At 44.9% G+C, this 17948-nt stretch carries 13 protein-coding genes; 7 read left to right on the top strand and 6 right to left on the bottom strand.

All coding sequences use genetic code 11. From position 1 onward, the window contains the following. Window positions 1–92: 92 nt before the first annotated feature. Complete coding sequence (locus tag DXD04_RS14645; RefSeq protein ID WP_117673934.1) at window positions 93–1475, bottom strand: OmpP1/FadL family transporter; 1383 nt, start codon at window positions 1473–1475, stop codon at window positions 93–95. Window positions 1476–1690: 215 nt separating this feature from the next. Between DXD04_RS14645 and DXD04_RS14650 the strand changes: the two genes are divergently transcribed. After that, a complete protein-coding gene (locus tag DXD04_RS14650) occupies window positions 1691–3013 on the top strand; it encodes an MATE family efflux transporter (RefSeq protein ID WP_117673935.1) in 1323 nt (440 codons plus the stop codon). Between the two features lie 66 nt (window positions 3014–3079). Continuing rightward, window positions 3080–4405, top strand: a complete 1326-nt coding sequence (gene ffh, locus DXD04_RS14655; RefSeq protein WP_117673936.1) for a signal recognition particle protein — start codon at window positions 3080–3082, stop codon at window positions 4403–4405. A 72-nt stretch (window positions 4406–4477) separates the two neighbouring features. On the opposite strand, the gene DXD04_RS14660 is transcribed toward ffh, so the two are convergent. Then, window positions 4478–5665 carry an exo-beta-N-acetylmuramidase NamZ family protein gene (locus DXD04_RS14660; protein WP_117673937.1) on the bottom strand — a complete coding sequence of 396 codons (1188 nt, stop codon included), beginning with the start codon at window positions 5663–5665 and terminating at the stop codon, window positions 4478–4480. A gap of 51 nt (window positions 5666–5716) precedes the next feature. Here DXD04_RS14660 and DXD04_RS14665 point away from each other — a divergent pair, with 51 nt between their 5' ends. Both DXD04_RS14665 and DXD04_RS14670 read left to right on the top strand, forming a co-directional pair. After that, window positions 5717–6253: an HD domain-containing protein gene (locus DXD04_RS14665; RefSeq protein WP_117673938.1), complete on the top strand. Its 537-nt coding sequence runs from the start codon at window positions 5717–5719 to the stop codon at window positions 6251–6253. Window positions 6254–6444: 191 nt separating this feature from the next. Continuing rightward, window positions 6445–9084, top strand: coding sequence for a putative LPS assembly protein LptD (locus tag DXD04_RS14670; RefSeq protein WP_229035402.1), 2640 nt, complete (start codon window positions 6445–6447; stop codon window positions 9082–9084). On the opposite strand, the gene DXD04_RS14675 is transcribed toward DXD04_RS14670, so the two are convergent. Genes DXD04_RS14675 through uvrA form a run of 3 tightly spaced genes read right to left on the bottom strand, consistent with a single transcriptional unit; the run spans window position 9081 to window position 14034 of the window. Continuing rightward, window positions 9081–9818, bottom strand: coding sequence for a nucleotidyltransferase family protein (locus tag DXD04_RS14675; protein ID WP_117673940.1), 738 nt, complete (start codon window positions 9816–9818; stop codon window positions 9081–9083). The genes DXD04_RS14670 and DXD04_RS14675 overlap by 4 nt on opposite strands. Further along, window positions 9815–11245: a RapZ C-terminal domain-containing protein gene (locus tag DXD04_RS14680; protein WP_117673941.1), complete on the bottom strand. Its 1431-nt coding sequence runs from the start codon at window positions 11243–11245 to the stop codon at window positions 9815–9817. Before DXD04_RS14680 ends, DXD04_RS14675 begins: the two co-directional genes overlap by 4 nt. A 17-nt stretch (window positions 11246–11262) precedes the next feature. Beyond that, window positions 11263–14034, bottom strand: a complete 2772-nt coding sequence (gene uvrA / locus DXD04_RS14685; RefSeq protein ID WP_117673942.1) for an excinuclease ABC subunit UvrA — start codon at window positions 14032–14034, stop codon at window positions 11263–11265. 308 nt (window positions 14035–14342) lie between these two features. On the opposite strand from uvrA, the gene DXD04_RS14690 reads away from it, so the two are divergent. The 3 genes from DXD04_RS14690 to DXD04_RS14700 are packed head-to-tail and all read left to right on the top strand — an operon-like array spanning window position 14343 to window position 16250. Next, complete coding sequence (locus DXD04_RS14690; RefSeq protein ID WP_117673943.1) at window positions 14343–15155, top strand: ATP-binding cassette domain-containing protein; 813 nt, start codon at window positions 14343–14345, stop codon at window positions 15153–15155. 11 nt (window positions 15156–15166) lie between these two features. Then, on the top strand, window positions 15167–15871 hold the full coding sequence (locus DXD04_RS14695; RefSeq protein WP_117673944.1) for a hypothetical protein: 705 nt from the start codon (window positions 15167–15169) through the stop codon (window positions 15869–15871). A gap of 43 nt (window positions 15872–15914) precedes the next feature. After that, window positions 15915–16250 carry a GntR family transcriptional regulator gene (locus DXD04_RS14700; protein ID WP_229035401.1) on the top strand — a complete coding sequence of 112 codons (336 nt, stop codon included), beginning with the start codon at window positions 15915–15917 and terminating at the stop codon, window positions 16248–16250. On the opposite strand, the gene DXD04_RS14705 is transcribed toward DXD04_RS14700, so the two are convergent. Continuing rightward, window positions 16245–17804 (bottom strand): ATP-binding protein, encoded by a 1560-nt coding sequence (locus tag DXD04_RS14705; protein ID WP_117673946.1) that lies wholly within the window; start codon window positions 17802–17804, stop codon window positions 16245–16247. The two genes, DXD04_RS14700 and DXD04_RS14705, sit on opposite strands and share 6 nt — an antisense overlap. Window positions 17805–17948: the final 144 nt, after the last annotated feature.

A 17948-nucleotide genomic window follows, 5' to 3' on the forward strand; every position in this document is an offset into this window, starting at 1 on the left:
TTTCTAATAAGAAGGAGAAAGTAAAGATTTTTTAAGCTTAACTTCTGGCTTCTCATGTGTTGGGCAGATGAGAAGCCAGAAGAGGGGGGTAATTAGAATTTATAGTTCAGACTTAATCCGAATACTTTGTTCGTACGGTTGTAAATGTCGGTCCCTTTCAGGCCTGTACCGTTGTAGCTGTCTGTTTCTTTGGTGTATTTGTTGTAATGTGTCCAGAAATAGGCCACATCAATGCTCCATGCTTGTGTAAGGTTGACTCTGGCACCAAATCCCAATGAGTAAGAGTCGCATGAGAAACTGGTATCAGTCTGGAAATCATTGCTCAGACCATAGTTGGTTTTTTGGAAACCACTACTGACAGTCAGTCGTTTGGTAATGTCCCATTCCATACCGGCAAGGTATTCGTGAGTACCGTGCTTGAGGGTTTTCTGTTTTGCCACACTGGTTCCATCTGGAAGAGTTACATTTGCCATGCCTGCATGCTTGTCATCGAAAAAGTGATATTCAACGGAGGCACGTAGGGTGGGAAGAATTTCATAACCGATGGCAGCAGAGAACATAGATGGAATGTCGCTCGGCGTATTGACTCCATCTTCATAGTCTGCCAAATATTTTCGGTCTACATTAATCAAGTCCATCTTTTCGGTTATATTTTCCAGGTTCAGGTTGGCTTTAAATTCATACTTTAATCCTATATTAAGTTTGTTGAATTTAAGGTCTGCTCCAATGATCGGAGTAATTCCCCATCCGGTTTGTTTGCAGTCCAAATCGATACTGGCCAGTGTCTTTCCATCAGGAAGCCCCATCATCTGTCCTATTTGTGTATAATCGTTTTTGAGTTCTGTTTTCAGGTAGCCCTCATATCCACCTGTAAAATAGTTCATTCGGCCGCCGGCAAATACACTCAGCCAGTCGTTGATTTTGTAGCTCAATCCTAATTGTACTCCGTAAATGTATTGCTTTCCATCCATAGAAGTATTAATGTCATACATCTGGGGAGTTACTTGCCCGTCAGTTTGCTTGGTAATCATTCCCATAGCTAATGCATCGAACATTGGAAGACCGTTGCTGAATGAGGCTTTTCCTCCACCACCCGTAATGGCAAAGCTGGCAGAGATTACCCAATTATTCTTTTTATATAATCCTTGAAAGCTCGGAATGAAGGGAGCAGAGGCCGTTCCTTTGTACAATCGGCTGCCATTTGTTCCGTCAGCTTGTTTAAAGAGTGGGAAATTAGCGTCAATTTCGCGGGTCTGATAAGCACTTTGTCCGGTCAGTGACAGGTAGAATCCCTCGTGCGAAAGGAAAGAAAGTCCTGCAGGGTTACTATACACACCGTCTATATCAATAGAAGCTCCTCGGGCTATCATTCGAAGGAAAGCGGCGTTTTGATTGGTGTTGGTCAGATAATCTCCCGCGAAAGTTGGGAAAGAGATACACAGTGTCGCTGCACTGATGAAAAGAAATTTTTTCATTCGTTTTTAGGTTGTTTGTTAAAAATCGGCTGCAAAAATAGTGCTAAATTGCACACAAACCAACGAAATGAGTAAAAATTATTTTATTTGAAATTGTTTTATTTGAAACTAAGTAATGCGAGTTAGGTATTTAAGTGCTTTTTATGTAGTTCTGGTTTTAAAAATGTATCTTTGCAAAAGTATGCAATTTCCAATCATTTTTATTCTTTTGATGTATGTACACCAATAAGGAAATCTGGCGTGTTACTTATCCTATTTTTCTGGGCCTGTTGGCGCAGAATGTGATAAATGTGACCGATACAGCCTTTTTAGGGCGTGTGGGTGAAGTCGCTTTGGGAGCAGCTGCCATGGGCGGATTGCTCTACATTTGTGTCTATACCATAGCTTTCGGTTTTAGTGTTGGTTCGCAGATTCTGATAGCTCGTCGTAATGGAGAAGGAAACTATCGGGCAGTAGGCCCTATTATGTGGCAGGGAACGACTTTCAGTTTCGGTATGGCGGTTTGTTTGCTGATACTGATGTATTTTTCTGCTGCTCCGTTGATTCGGTTGCTTATTACTTCGGATTCTATTTACGGGGCGACTTATGAATTTTTCACCTGGCGTATCTGGGGATTCCTTTTTGCCTTTGTGAATGTGATGTTTCGCGGGCTTTATATCGGTATTACGCGTACAAAAGTGTTGACTATGAATGCAGTCGTAATGGCTTTGGTGAATGTGGTGCTTGATTACGCCTTGGTATTCGGAGAATTAGGTCTGCCAGAAATGGGGGTACGTGGTGCCGCTTTGGCTTCTGTCATTGCTGAGGCTTCTTCACTGCTCTTCTTTTTGCTTTATACCTATTATAAGGTGGACTTGAAAAAATACGGACTGAATCGTTTTGGACAGTTCGATTTAAGTATGGTGCTACGCATCCTTCGCATATCTTGTTTCACGATGGTACAGTATTTTCTGGCTATGGCCATCTGGTTTGTCTTTTTTATGGCTCTTGAACGACTCGGGCAGCGGCAACTGGCGGTGGCCAATATCGTGCGAAGTGTGTATGTAGTGTTGCTGATTCCTGTACAGGCACTTTCTACTACCGCCAATACGTTGGTGAGTAATCTGATTGGTGCCGGCGGTTCATCAGGGGTAGTCACGTTATTGCATAAAATATCCCGGATGTCGTTTTTGATTATGGTAGTGTGCGTAGGCTTGTGCGTGGCGTTTCCCGGAAGTATCTTGTCGGTTTATACAAATGAAGAAGCCTTGCTGGTGGAGTCTGTTTCGGCTTTGTATGTGGTGTGCGGGGCTATGCTGATTGCTTCGCTGGCCAATGTGTACTTCAATGGCATATCAGGAACGGGCAATACGCAGGCGGCGTTGGTATTGGAAGTGTTTGTACAAGTTTTCTATGCACTTTATATCATTGTGGTGGGCATGGTTATCCAGGCATCGGTAGACGTATGCTTCACCACGGAAGTGATTTATTACGTATTGATGTTAGGTTCCAGTCTCATTTATCTGAAAAAAGCAAAATGGCAGAACAAAAAGATTTGAGCATACTGATTTTTTTGTAATTTTGCACGCTGGAAATTTTTGATAATAAATAAAAAAGCAACATATATGTTCGATAATTTAAGTGAAAGACTAGAACGGTCGTTTAAGATATTGAAAGGTGAAGGTAAAATCACCGAAATCAATGTGGCCGAAACCTTGAAGGATGTACGTCGTGCATTGCTGGATGCGGACGTGAATTATAAAGTAGCAAAGAACTTTACAGATACGGTAAAGGAAAAAGCACTGGGACAGAATGTATTGACAGCTGTCAAGCCTAGTCAGTTGATGGTGAAGATTGTACACGATGAACTGACTACCTTGATGGGAGGAGATACTGCCGAAATCGAATTGAAAGGTCGTCCGGCTGTTATCTTGATGTCAGGTTTGCAGGGTTCTGGTAAGACTACCTTCTCTGGTAAGCTGGCCCGCATGATGAAATCAAAGAAGAACCGTAAACCTTTGCTGGTAGCGTGTGACGTGTATCGTCCGGCTGCAATTGAGCAGTTGAAAGTGCTCGGCCAGCAGGTAGAAGTTCCTGTATATAGCGAATTGGACAGCAAAGACCCTGTACAGATTGCCTTGAATGCCATTCAAGAAGCGAAAGCAAAAGGGTATGATCTGGTAATTGTCGATACGGCTGGTCGTTTGGCAATAGACGAACAGATGATGAACGAGATTGAAGCCATCAAGAAAGCTATCAATCCGGATGCTACATTGTTTGTAGTTGATGCCATGACCGGACAGGATGCGGTAAATACAGCGCGTGAGTTTAATGAACGTCTGGATTTCACTGGTGTAGTATTGACCAAGTTAGATGGTGATACACGTGGTGGTGCGGCCCTGTCTATCCGTACAGTGGTAAACAAGCCGATTATGTTCGTGGGTACCGGTGAGAAACTGGATGCCGTAGATCAGTTCCACCCGGCCCGTATGGCCGACCGTATCCTGGGTATGGGTGATATCGTGTCATTGGTAGAACGTGCACAGGAACAGTATGATGAAGAAGAAGCGAAACGCCTTCAGAAGAAGATTCAGAAAAACCAGTTCGATTTCAATGACTTCCTGACTCAGATTCACCAGATTAAGAAGATGGGTAACTTGAAGGAACTGGCTTCCATGATTCCGGGTGTAGGAAAAGCCATTAAGGATATTGATATCGACGACAATGCATTCAAGAGCATTGAGGCTATTATTTATTCAATGACTCCGGAAGAACGTACTCATCCGGAAATTCTGAACGGAACACGTCGTACACGTATCGCTAAAGGTAGTGGAACAAGCATTCAGGAAGTAAACCGTTTGTTGAAGCAGTTTGACCAGACTCGTAAGATGATGAAGATGGTAACTGGCAGCAAGATGGCTGGTATGATGCAGAAGATGAAAAAGAAATAATCGCGCAGATTAAGATAGTAAGAAGCGGACAGTAGGAGGCTTGAAAGAAGCAATCTGCTGTCCGCTTGTTTTTTATTCATACAATAAATATTTTTCACGTAAGGAACGGTAAGCTTGCAAGTCCTTCTCCCATGCCTGGCGTATTTCGGATTCCGTTTTTCCCTGAAGTATATCCTTGCGTACCTGTGAGGTACCCATCAGCAGGTCAAACCATTGGGAACGGCTGAAGAAACGCTTTTCGGCATCCGGATATTGCTTCTGATAGAGCTGATAAAACTGCAGGAGGTATTTTAGGGAAAAGCCTTGAGGTAGCTCTTTTTTTGTACGCAAGTCAAGGCCGAAGCAGGCCTGATTCTGATGAAGCGGATGCTTGTCGAACCCTTTTAAAGAGCGTGGAGTAAACTGAAACTGGAAAAAATCCTTTAGTGCCGGAGAACCGATGACTTGGAAAGGATAAGTAGTTCCTCTGCCGATGCTTACGGAAGTTCCTTCAAAAGGACAGAGTGAGGGGTAGAGCGCAATGGAAAGATCGTTTGGTAAATTGGGAGAAGGTTTTACCGGAAGCGAGTAAGGCTGTCCGTGTTTCCATCCTTCCACTCGAATTACTTGCAAACGACATTGCAGGCCTTTACCTAACCAGCCTTCTCCATTAATCATTCCGGCTATTTCGCCTAAGGTACATCCATGAAGCAGGGGGATGGGAAGCATACCTACAAAGCTTTTGTATGCCTTTTCTCGTACCGGACCGTCCACGTAGTCACAAGGATTGGGGCGGTCCAGCACAATCAGTTCTTTCTGGTTCTCGGCACAAGCCTGCATCACGTAATAAAGCGTACTGATGTAAGTATAGAAGCGGGCACCTACGTCTTGTATGTCGAACACTACCACATCTGTGCCAGTCAGCTGTGACGGTAGCGGTTTCTTGTTTTTTCCATAAAGTGAAAGGATGGGCACCCTCGTGCGGGTATCTTTTCCGTTTTGAATGTATTCTCCGGCATCTGCATCCCCTCGAAATCCATGTTCAGGAGCAAATACCCGTACGATTTTTACTAGACTGACCAAGGTATCCAGTAAGTGGGTTTTCCCACAAAGAGAAGTATGGTTTACTACCAGAGAAACCCGTTTTCCTTCAAGTAAGGGAAGCAGTTTTTCTAGCTGGTCAGCTCCGTTGCGCACGGTGGCATGTCCTTGCAGGGCCATAAAACAGCTTATACATGCACCCAAAATGTATTTCAAAAAGATTCTTTTCGTGTAACTCATGGAATTTTTGTAGATTTGTGATACTTTTTACAAATATAGCCACATTTATTTATGAATCCACTTGCATTGATTGACAAATATTATCCGGAAGATAATGAGTTAAAACATATTTTGCTGGTGCACAGCCGTTCGGTAGCAGACAAGGCCTTGGATATGGCACGCAAGCATCCGGAACTGAATCTGGACTTGACTTTTATAGAAGAAGCGGCGATGCTTCATGATATTGGTATTTTTATGACGGACGCAGATGGCATTTTCTGCTTTGGTAAATATCCCTATATCTGTCATGGGTATTTAGGTTCGGAGTTGGTGGCTCGTGAGGGTTATCCGCGTCATGCGCTGGTGTGTGAGCGTCATACAGGTGCCGGACTTTCCCTCAAGGCGATTATGGAACGTGACCTTCCGGTGCCTCACCGTGAAATGATTCCAATCAGCCTGGAAGAGCAGATTATCTGTTTTGCCGATAAGTTTTATTCAAAGACCAAATTGGATAAGGAAAAGAGCGTGGAGAAGGCCCGAAAGAGTATTGAAAAGCATGGGGAAGAGGGGTTGGCACGTTTTGATGCCTGGTGTAAACTCTTTTTGTAGAACTAAAAATACATTAAAAAGGAAAGCGTTGACGTTTATTTGTCGGATAATGCTTACTTTTGCACCGCATATTGCGTAAAAAGACGGTGATGACATCATTTAGAAGAACTACATATTTACTGCTATCTCTGTTTGTTTTTGGCTTTTTCTGCTCATTCTATGCCGAAGCACAGCGTGTGAGAGGAAAACGTATGCGGGGAGGAGAGAAGACCGATTCCCTTCATCGGGACTCGCTGGCGCTGGATTCGCTGGGAATGGACTCGCTGGCCGCAGATACCACAAAGAAAAAAGAACCGCTGGATGCGCCGGTCATTTATGAGGCAAGCGATTCGATTGTCTTTACGAAAGAGGGCTATGCACATCTTTATGGAGAAGGTAAAGTGAATTACCAGAACATTGAGCTGACCTCTGCGGTGATTACGATGAATATGGACAGCAGTACCGTCTATGCCACGGGAGTGACCGATACGGCAGGAGTGGAAACGGGTTCACCGATTTTCAAGGATGGAGAAACACCGTATGAATCTAAAATCATGCGCTATAACTTCAAGACCAAGAAGGGTTTCATCAATAGCATTGTCACACAGCAAGGTGAAGGATATGTCACCAGTGAGGAAGGAAAGAAAGGGGCAAACGATGAAATTTACATGCGTCATGGTAAATATACTACTTGCGACAATCACGAACATCCTCATTTTTATTTGAAACTTTCCATGGCAAAGGTACGTCCGAAGAAAAACGTAGTATTCGGACCTGCACAGCTCGTGGTAGAGGATGTGCCTCTTCCTATTGCCGTACCTTTTGGTTTCTTCCCGTTCAATAGTAGCTATTCTTCCGGTTTTATCATGCCGACGTATGGTGATGAAATGAACCGTGGTTTTTATCTGCGCGACGGTGGTTATTATTTTGCCATCAGCGACCAGATGGACTTGAAAGTATTGGGAGAAGTCTTTACGAAGGGTTCTTGGGGATTATCGGCTGCATCTAACTATAACAAGCGTTATAAATTCAGTGGCTCGTTCAATGCCAGCTATCTGGTGACAAAAACGGGTGAGAAAAACATGCCCGACTATTCTGTGTCGAAAGACTTCCGTATCCAGTGGAGTCACCGGCAGGATGCTAAGGCCAATCCGAACAGTTCGTTCTCGGCCAGTGTGAACTTTGCTACCAGTAGTTACGACCGTTCCAGTTTGAGCAGTTTGTATAACCCGCAGCAGTATTCTCAGAATACCAAGGCTTCCAGTGTGAGCTACTCACGTAACTTTCCGGAAATCGGATTGAACATCTCTGGAGCATTCAATATCACACAGAACACGCGTGACTCTTCTTTGAGCATGACGCTTCCGGACGTAAATATCTCATTGAATCGTATTTATCCGTTCAAGCGTAAAAAATCGGCAGGAGATGAGCGCTGGTACGAAAAGATTTCATTGCAGTACACCGGAAGTATTACCAACTCCATCAGTACAAAGGATAATCTGTTGTTTAAGACACCTTTGACACAGTGGGAGAACGGTATGCAGCACAAGATTCCGGTTTCGGCAACTTTCAACTTGTTCAAGTATATCAACATCGTTCCTTCGTTCAATTACACGGAACGCTGGTATTTGCGAAAAGTAAAGCAGAGCTATGATGCGAGTCCTACCTCGCGTGATCATGTGAAGCGAGATACTATCAACGGCTTCAACCGTTTGTACGATTACAACCTGTCTTTACAGATGAATACCAAGTTGTATGGTATGTACAAGCCTTTGTTCATGAAGAGCAAGGAGCTTCAGATTCGTCACGTCTTTACACCGACCGTCAGCTATACCTATACACCGGACTTTGGAAAATCACGTTACGGCTATTACGACACCTATACTTATACGGATGAAGACGGTGAGGTGCGTACCGTAGAGTATTCTCCTTATGAAGGAGCTGTATACGGCTATCCGGGAAAGAATATGTCACAGAACATCAGCTTCTCAATTGATAACAATATCGAGATGAAGATGAAGTCGGACAAGGATACTACCGGCTACAAGAAAATCAGCTTGATTGACCAGTTAGGGGCTTCTCTTTCTTACGACGTAGCCAATAAAAAGTGGAGTGACTTGAGCATGAACCTTCGTTTGAAGCTGACCAAGAGCTATACATTTAATATGAATGCCTCATTCGCTACGTATGCATACCAGTTCGATGAAAATGGTAATGTAGTGGTGGGCGACCGCACAGAATGGTCTTATGGACGTTTCGGACGTTTCCAGGGATACAGTGGTTCATTCTCTTATACCTTGAACAACGATACTTTCAAGAAACTCTTCGGTAAGAAAGAAGAGGATAAAAAGAACAAGGACAATAAAGGTAAGGAAGAAAATGAAGACGAGGAGACAGAGGAAGAAACGGAAGAACAGAATAACAACTCCAACATGCGAAAGACGGAGAAAGCTTCTGTCGATTCAGACGGTTACCTGGCTTTCAAATTGCCTTGGAGTGTCAGCTTGAGCTATAGCTACAGTATTCGTGAGGACCGTTCGAAGGACATTAACATCAAGACCATGCGTTATCCGTATTCATTGACGCATTCATTGAACGTGTCGGGTAACTTCAAGATTGGTAGCCGTTGGAACATGACTTATTCTACCGGATACGACTTTACCTCCAAGGAGATGTCTATGACAACCTTGAACATTACCCGTGACTTGCACTGCTTTAATATGAGTTGCGGATTGGTGTTCGGTCCGTTTACTTCTTATAACTTCTCTATCCGTGCCAACTCCAGTATGCTGACCGATGCCCTGAAGTGGGATCAGCGAAGCAATACGGGTAGTGCGGTTACTTGGTATTAATCCTTTAGGAATTCTTCGGCCCGGGCCAGCGTGTCCGGTTTGCCGATGTCTATCAGTTGCAAGTCTTCTTTGATGCATCCTCCGAGCTGGAGTTGCCGGCAGGTGTGCAGATAAAAATCCATGATGGGAAATTTGCCCTTCCATGCCTCTCCATCCATGTAATGAAATAGTTCCGGTGAAATTACATGGATGCCGCTGAACGCATATTCGCGGTATTGGCCCGGTTCGTACACAAAACCTTCCGGCTTGGTTTGCAACGTGTCTTTATGAATCCAGCCCTGCAGACGGTTGTCCGTATCGAACAACAGGTAGCGCGAAGTTTTGCGCGGGCTGACCAGCAGTGTAGCCAGATTCTGACTTTTCCGATGAAAATCATAAACCTCTTTCAGGTCGGCATTCGACAGGATGTCCACATTGTGTACCAAAAACGGTTCCGTTCCTGTAAAGAAGGTTGCCGCCTTTTTGATACCGCCTCCTGTATCGAGCAATCTGTCACGTTCATCGCTGATATGAATGGTCAGTCCAAAATTCTGGTTAGCTTTCAGAAAATCGATAATCTGTTCTCCGAAATGGTGAATGTTGATGACCAGTTCGGTAAATCCTGCTTCTTTCAGTTTGAGAATCACATGTTCCAGCATGGGACGTCCGGCCACCGGAACTAAGGCCTTGGGCATGTGGTCGGTCAGCGGTTTGAGCCGGGTACCCAGTCCGGCAGCAAATATCATGGCTTTCATTTGGCTTTCAGTAATTGGTCTATTTGTTGTTCCCGATGAATCAAGTGTACATTAATTTTAAATTTTTCATGCAAGTGCACTGCTGTGTGTTGGGCAGAGTACACAGAGCGGTGCTGCCCTCCGGTACATCCGAAGCAAATCATCAGGTGCGAGAATCCACGTTCCAGGAAACGCTGCACGTGGGCATCCACCAGAGCGTCGGTATGACGAAGGAATTCTGTAATCTCTCCGTCCTTCTCTAAAAACTCGATGACCGGTGTGTTCAGTCCTGTAAGCGATTTGTACTGCTCGTAGCGTCCGGGGTTGTGTACGGCGCGGCAGTCGAACACGTATCCTCCACCATTTCCACTTTCGTCTGCCGGAATCCCTTTCCGGTAAGAGAAACTCATTACCGTGACCGTCAGGTTACGGCGGTTGCGTGCAGCGGCAAACTGTTTCAGTTCTGTCATGCGCTGTAATACCTCGCAGAGATAAGGATATTCCGGAAAACCCTCCTGCAATAACTGGCGCAGATTCTCAATAGCGAAAGGAATGCTTTCGATGAAATGAGTCTTTTTCTCGAAGTAGCCGCGGAAGCCGTAAGCTCCCAGTACTTGTAGCGTGCGGAACAATACGACATGACGTAGACGGGACAGGAATACTTCCTTTTCTATCTGTTTGTAGGGGCGTAGGGCTTCCAAGTACTCGTCAATCAGTTCCTGGCGCAGGCTGTCCGGATAGTTGGCCTTGGCTTGCCAGAGGAAAGAAGCCACGTCATAATACAGTGGTCCTTTCCGTCCTCCCTGGAAGTCAATCAGGTAAGGCTCTCCGTCCTTCACCATGATATTACGGCTCTGGAAGTCACGATACATGAATACCGGTTGGGGTTCCATGCTCTCTATCAGTGTCTGGCAAAGGGTTTCGAAATCGTCTTCTAACAAATCTTCTCTGAATTCCACTCCCGTAGCTTTCAGAAAACAGTATTTAAAGTAGTTCAAGTCCCACAGAATGCTTCTGTGATTGAACTCTACCGCTGGATAGCATTTCCCGAAATCCAGTCCTTGTGCCCCTTCAAACTGTATGCGGGGCAGCAACCGGATGACTTTCTTTAGCAACTCCTTTTCTGTGGAGTCAAACTCTCCGGTTTCTCTTCCGTGTGCGATAAGCTGAAACAGAGAATCTGTTCCTAAATCATCCTGCAGGTAACAGAGCCCGTCGTTGGAAACGGCATGCACTGCCGGTACTGGAAGATGCTGTGCCTGAAAATGGCGTGACAGGTAGATGAAGGCCTCGTTTTCTTCGCGTGAAGTACCGCATACCCCGATAAGAGTCGGAGTACCCTTCAGGCGGTAGTAGCTTCTGTTGGAACCGGCTCCCGGCAATGCTTCCACGCTTTCCGGAGCATGGCCGGTGAACTGGCTGTATAGGGTTTCAAGAGTTTGAATCATGTGTCTGTTCGTTAAGATTACTGATTGAGTTTTTCTGTCAGGTATTGTCCTGTGTAGGAAACCGCACATTTGGCCACTTCTTCCGGTGTGCCGGCTGCCACGAGATTCCCCCCCATGTCGCCACCTTCCGGACCGAGGTCAATCACATGGTCGGCGCATTTGATGACATCCATGTTGTGTTCGATGATGACCAGCGTATGTCCACGACTGATGAGGGCGTCGAAAGCTTCCAGCAGTTTCTTTATGTCATGGAAATGCAAGCCTGTGGTCGGTTCGTCGAACACGAAGATGGTAGGCTGCGCCTTTTCGATGCTGAGGAAGTACGCCAGTTTCACGCGCTGGTTTTCTCCTCCCGAGAGGGTAGACGAAGACTGTCCTAACTTGATATAACCCAGTCCCACATCCTGTAGCGGGCGCAACTTCTTGACAATCTTCTTCTGGTTGTGTTCCGTAAAGAACTCGATGGCCTGGTTGACTGTCATTTCCAGTATGTCGTAAATGTTTTTTCCTTCGAACTTCACTTCCAGCGTGTCGTTCTTGAAGCGCTTGCCGTGGCACGACTCACATTCCAACACCAGGTCGGCCATGAACTGCATTTCTACCGTTACCGTACCTTCTCCCTTGCATTCTTCGCAACGTCCGCCTTCCGTGTTGAACGAGAAATAGCCTGCGCTGTATCCCATCTGCTTGGCTAGCGGTTGGTCGGCAAACAGTTTCCGGATTTCATCATAGGCTTTGACATAAGTCACCGGATTGCTTCGGGAAGACTTTCCGATAGGGTTCTGGTCTACAAACTCGATGTCGTTCACCTGACGGATGTCTCCTTCCAATGAGATGAATTCGCCTGGACGTTCGCTCGATTCACTGTATTCCCGCTTCAGAGCCTTGTAGAAAATGTCGCGTACCAGCGTACTCTTTCCGGAACCGCTGACCCCCGTCACTACCGTCATCACGTTAAGTGGGAAGCGCACGTCGATACCTTTCAGGTTATTCTCGCGTGCTCCCTTGATTTCGATGAAATTGTTCCACGGACGATGGCTGGCTGGCAGGTCGATGGTCTCTTCTCCTAACAGGTATTTCACGGTATAGCTGTCGCTTCCCTTCTGTAAGTCTTTCATGTCGCCCTCATACACCACTTGTCCGCCCAGTCGTCCGGCTTTCGGGCCGATGTCGATGATGTAGTCGGCTGCACGGATGATTTCTTCGTCGTGTTCCACTACTACTACCGTGTTTCCTAATTGCTGTAACTGGCGCAGCACCTTGATAAGGCGGGTCGTGTCACGGCTATGTAGACCGATACTTGGTTCGTCAAGAATATACAATGAGCCTACCAGGCTGCTTCCTAACGAGGTAGCCAGGTTGATTCGCTGACTTTCACCCCCCGAAAGCGAGTTGCTCAACCGGTTCAGTGTCAGGTAACCCAGACCTACATCCGACAGGAATGTCAGACGGTTCTTGATTTCACTCAACAGGCGTTGTGCCACGAGGGTGTCGTGCGCATCCAGTGTGAGCGTACGGAAAAACTCCTGCAACTGGGTAATCGGCATTTCCACTAGTTCCGAGATATTCTTTCCACCCACTTGCACGTAGCTGGCCTCCTTTTTCAGTCGGCTTCCGTGACAGGTAGGGCAAGTTGTTTTTCCCCGGTAGCGGGCCAGCATCACGCGATACTGTATCTTATATTGGTTTTCCTCCAGCATCTTGAAGAAAGAGTCGATGCAGACCTTCTCCCTTGGTCCGTGCCAGAGGTAATCTTTCTGTTCCTGTGTCAGCTCATAATAGGGAGCAAAGATGGGGAAATCATGAGCCGGAGCTTCCCGAAGGAACTCATTCAGCCATTCTCCCATTTTCTCACCTCTCCAGCAAAGCACGGCACCATCGTACACGCTCAGCGCACGGTTGGGCACCACCAGGTGTTCATCGATACCGATAATCTTTCCGAAGCCTTCGCACGTAGGGCAGGCTCCCAGCGGAGAGTTGAATGAGAACATCTGGTCGTTTGGTTCTTCAAACTTGATACCGTCGGCTTCAAACTTCGTGCTGAATACATGCAGGCGGGTGTCATCCGACAAATAGAAACGAAGCATACACGTGCCGTCGCCTTCGTACATGGCCGTCTCGGCAGAATCCGTCAGTCGGCTGATGGCATCCTTGCTGTCATCGCAGCTCATGCGGTCCACTAACAGATACACCTTATCGTTCTCATTGTAGGTATAATCCTCAATGCGTACCATTTCACCGTCCACTTCCAGTCGGGTAAAGCCCTGCTTCATATCCATGTCCAGCTGTTCTGCCACACTTCTTCCGTCACGGGGAAGGATAGGCGTCAGTACGGTATAGCGTGTGCCTTTCGGGTAAGACAGCATGCAGTTCACGATGTCTTCCACACTGTCCTTCTTCACCAGTTGTCCGCTTACGGGAGAATACGTTTTTCCCACCCGTGCGAAAAGCAGGCGCAGGTACTCATAAATCTCCGTTGAGGTACCTACGGTAGAACGCGGGTTGCGGCTTGTCACCTTCTGTTCAATGGCGATAGCAGGTGGAATCCCTTTGATAAAGTCACATTCCGGTTTGCTCATACGTCCGAGAAACTGGCGGGCGTAAGAAGACAGACTTTCTACATAGCGTCTTTGCCCTTCGGCATACAGCGTATCGAATGCCAGCGACGACTTTCCCGAGCCCGACAGTCCGGTAATGACTACCAGCTTGTTGCGTGGAATACGTACGTCGATGTTTTTCAGGTTATTCACCCGGGCACCCTTTATGGTAATAAAATCATTTTCTGACATGTATCTTTTCTTGTTAGATGAACATGCGAAGTTACGAAAAATAGCTGGAATTATCAAAGCGAATACTTTCGGAGGGAAAGAAGTCTTTTACGTTTCTCAGCGCGGAACCATATGTTTTCCTTATGCGAAACGTACGGTTCCGCATCGGGAAACGTAGGGTTCACGGAATGGAAACGTAGAAAGTGTGCTGAGGTTTGTTGGATATTGCATTATAATTTCCGTAAAATCATTTGTTTGTTCAAGAAAAAAAGTTATTTTTGCTGTACCACTTTGATGGTACAGTATAACAATTTTTACTTTGTAAGGTTATGGTAGAATTAAGCGGTGTTTCATTTGGGTATCAGTCCGATAAGAATGTATTGGATAACTTGAATCTTCGTATGGAAGAAGGGCGATTTTATGGCCTGTTGGGGATGAACGGCTCAGGCAAGACCACACTATTGAAACTGATTGCTGGTAAGCTTTTTGCTCACGGCGGTGAGATTTATGTAGACGGTCGTAATCTCAGGGAGAGGGATGTGGAGACTTTGCAGAAGGTATTCATGCTACCGGCTGATTTTATCTTTCCGAATATGAGCTTGGAGCAGTTCCTCGCTATTTATTCCGAATTCTATCCCGAATTTCGTAAAGAGGTGCTGAATGATTGTCTGGTCAATTTTGAAATACAGCGGGATATTAAGAATTTGAACCAATTATCGTTAGGAGAGAAGCATAAAGTGGCATTCAGCATCGCCCTGTCGCTTGGAACTAAAATCGTATTGTTGGATGAGGCTGCCAATGGAATGGATATTCCGGCACGAAAGATGTTTCGTAAGCTGCTGATGAAGCATGTTCGTGAAGATCAGATAGTGGTTTTGTCTACACACATTGTGCAGGACATTGAAAATCTGTTGACCGATGTGATTGTGTTAAGAAAGGATGCTCCTGTGTATGCGGCTTCTTTGGAGGAAATCGCTAGTCGGTATTCGTTCGGAATCCAAAGTAATGAAGAAGGAGTGCTATATGCAGAAGCTTGTACCGAAGGTTACCATGTAATCACTCATAAGCAGGAAAACATGGATACGGAAGTATCTTTGGAACTGCTGTTTAATGCATTAATCAAGGGAGGAGGAAGGATATGAAAAGTTTTGCAATGAAAGAAATGTGGAAGTTTAGTCAGTTTCAGTTAAAGGAAATGTTTGGCTATGGAAAAAAGAAAGCCTTTATCCAGCTTTTGTTTTTACGCTCTTTTAGTATCTGTGTGTTTTGTGCCTTGGTGTCAGGAGATAGTTTGAAAGAATGCTTGTCACTCATAGAGCAATTGCTGATACTCCTATCTTATTATTTTACGTTCTGGAGCCTGGTGGAAGATATGCGGAATGACAGAGGTCTGATAAATAAGTTCATGCTTCCGGTCACATTGGCAGAAAAATATGTAAGTTTGTTTTTCAGTACTTTTTTGATAGGTACGGTGATGTTGTTGGGATGTGCGATATTATCGAATATCTTCATGCAACTGGCTATTCCATCGTTTTTTACAGAGGAAACGGACGAACCAGTTTTTCTCTTTTTGGGAGGAGGCTATGATTTTAAACAACTCATAGTTCAGATGGTGATTGCTTTTTATGTAGCCCTGTGGACTTTGGTGGTTATGTTGAGGAAACAATACAGCAAAACCCGGTTCTGGCTGATAGTTGTTTTATGTGTTTTGTCTTATGTGTTGCCAGTATTGTGTATGTATGGATTAGGTGCTCCTAAAAGTATCATTAAATACACATGGTCGATTGTTTCTGTGGTTTGGAGCATAGTAGCTGTTATCATGACCTATAAAGGTTTTAGAAAGTTGGAGTTTAGATAGTAAGATGGTAGATTTCAAGCAAGACCGAGCCATTTATCTGCAAATGGCAGAACGAATCTGCGACGAGATACTGGCTGGAAAGTATCATTCAGATGATCGCATACCCAGTGTGCGGGAACAGGCCGTTATGTTCGAAGTCAACACCAATACCGTGGTGAAGACTTACGACCTGCTGTTGCAGTGGGGGATTATCTACACCCGGCGAGGGCTGGGGTATTTTGTGACTGTTGATGCCCTGGAGAAGATAAAACAGACCCGAAGCCTGAAGTTTATGACAGAAAATCTGCCGGAATTGTTCAGTCAGATGAAATTGCTGGATATTTCCATTGATACGGTGGTCAGGAAGTGGGAAGAGTTTAAGGATGGGGAGAAGCTATGAATGGGCTTCTTCCACCACCCATTTTTCAATGTTGCGTGTACGATGGCTGAAGTTTACTCCCAGTTTGTAGACTTTTCTCGTATCCGTGGCAAAAGGCAGTGCATATTGTTTGTCATTGATTTGTTTCAGGGCTTCTTCCGCACTTCCGTCCAGCTTGAACTCCATGACGTAAATATACTGCGCTGTTTTTACTATCAGATCAATGCGTCCTTCTGAGGTATGGTATTCTGCCTGGGTATAAAAGCCTAACAGTTTGAATATAATGAACAATACGTTCTGATAATGTAATTCCAGATCGCGTATTAATTCATAAGGAGTGTCTGTAAAGAAGCTTTGCAGGCGTTTCATAAATGCATCTATTTTGCCGTCCCGTACCTCTTTTACAAAACACATTAATTCAAAAGAGGGATTGCCGGAAGGCATATATGCATAGCAGGGAAGTAAGAAGCGTGTAAACCCTTCTGCCACTTCTTTGTTGGGGAATCCCAGTTTATATACTTTAAATTCTTTGTCATACCCTTTAATCGTAAGGTATCCGCTTTGGTAGAGGATGGGTACGGGATTAGTTTCCATTGTGTCAATACTGCCCAATGAATCGGCAGTTGCTATTTCTTCGGTAAGCCGCTGCAAATTATATTTACTATGCTTTATTAATTCTACGAGGAAAGTCGGCGTACCGGTCTCAAACCAATAGCTTCCAAATTCACGGCTTTTCATAGCATTGAGCAGACTGAAAGGATTATAGATGTCTTCCGAGCGGTATGCAAAATGATATCCGTCATACCATTCTTTCAATTGGTGACAAGTTTCAGCATAAGTTTGTGTGTTATTGTCGGCCAATAACTGGATGTCCTCTGCAAATACTTCTGATAACTCCTTTTCTGTGATTCCACACAAATTGTTATACATAGCCTGTAGAGAAATGTCTTCCAGGTTATTCAGGTCGCTGAATACGCTTACTTTACTGAATTTGGTTACGCCTGTCAGAAGAGCAAACCGAAGATATTTGTCGCAGGTTTTCAATACCCCGTAGAAAGCCTTCAGGGTGTTGCGATAGTTGCAAAGAAGAGTTTCGTTACCGATGGCCTGTAACATCGGTTTATCGTATTCGTCCACTAATACGACTACATTTTTGCTAGTGGTACGGCTGATTTTTTCTATCAGGTAGGCAAAACGTTCTTCTGGAGCCCGATCTTTTTTTTCGTCTCCATAGATTGCTTCCCAACTTTCCAGATGTTGGTTAAGTATAGCATAAAGAGAGGCTTCATTCTCGTATCGTCGTGCATTCAGGTCAAGATGCAGCACTGGATATGCTGTCCATTCTTTTTCCAGTTGTTCCATGGCAAGACCCTGAAACAGTTCTTTTTTACCGGAGAAATAGGCTTCAAGCGTGGAGATGAGCAGGCTTTTTCCGAATCGTCTGGGACGGCTCAGAAAATAATATTTACCACTGTTTGCCAGCTGGTAAATTAATTCAGTTTTGTCTACATAGCAGTAATGATTTTTACGTATCTCTTCAAAACTTTGTATGCCTACCGGATAAATCTTGCTCATGGTTCTATGATTGTGTGATTCAGATAATGCAAATATAAGTTTTTCTTTATAGATAGGCTTTGATTGGTGGGAAGAAATCGTGCGAAATATAGAAGTGATTTAAACTTTTCTTTTCCTTGCACATTTTCTCAATAGCATAACGGA

The organism is Phocaeicola plebeius, from assembly GCF_003437535.1.
GTDB lineage: Bacteria > Bacteroidota > Bacteroidia > Bacteroidales > Bacteroidaceae > Phocaeicola > Phocaeicola plebeius_A.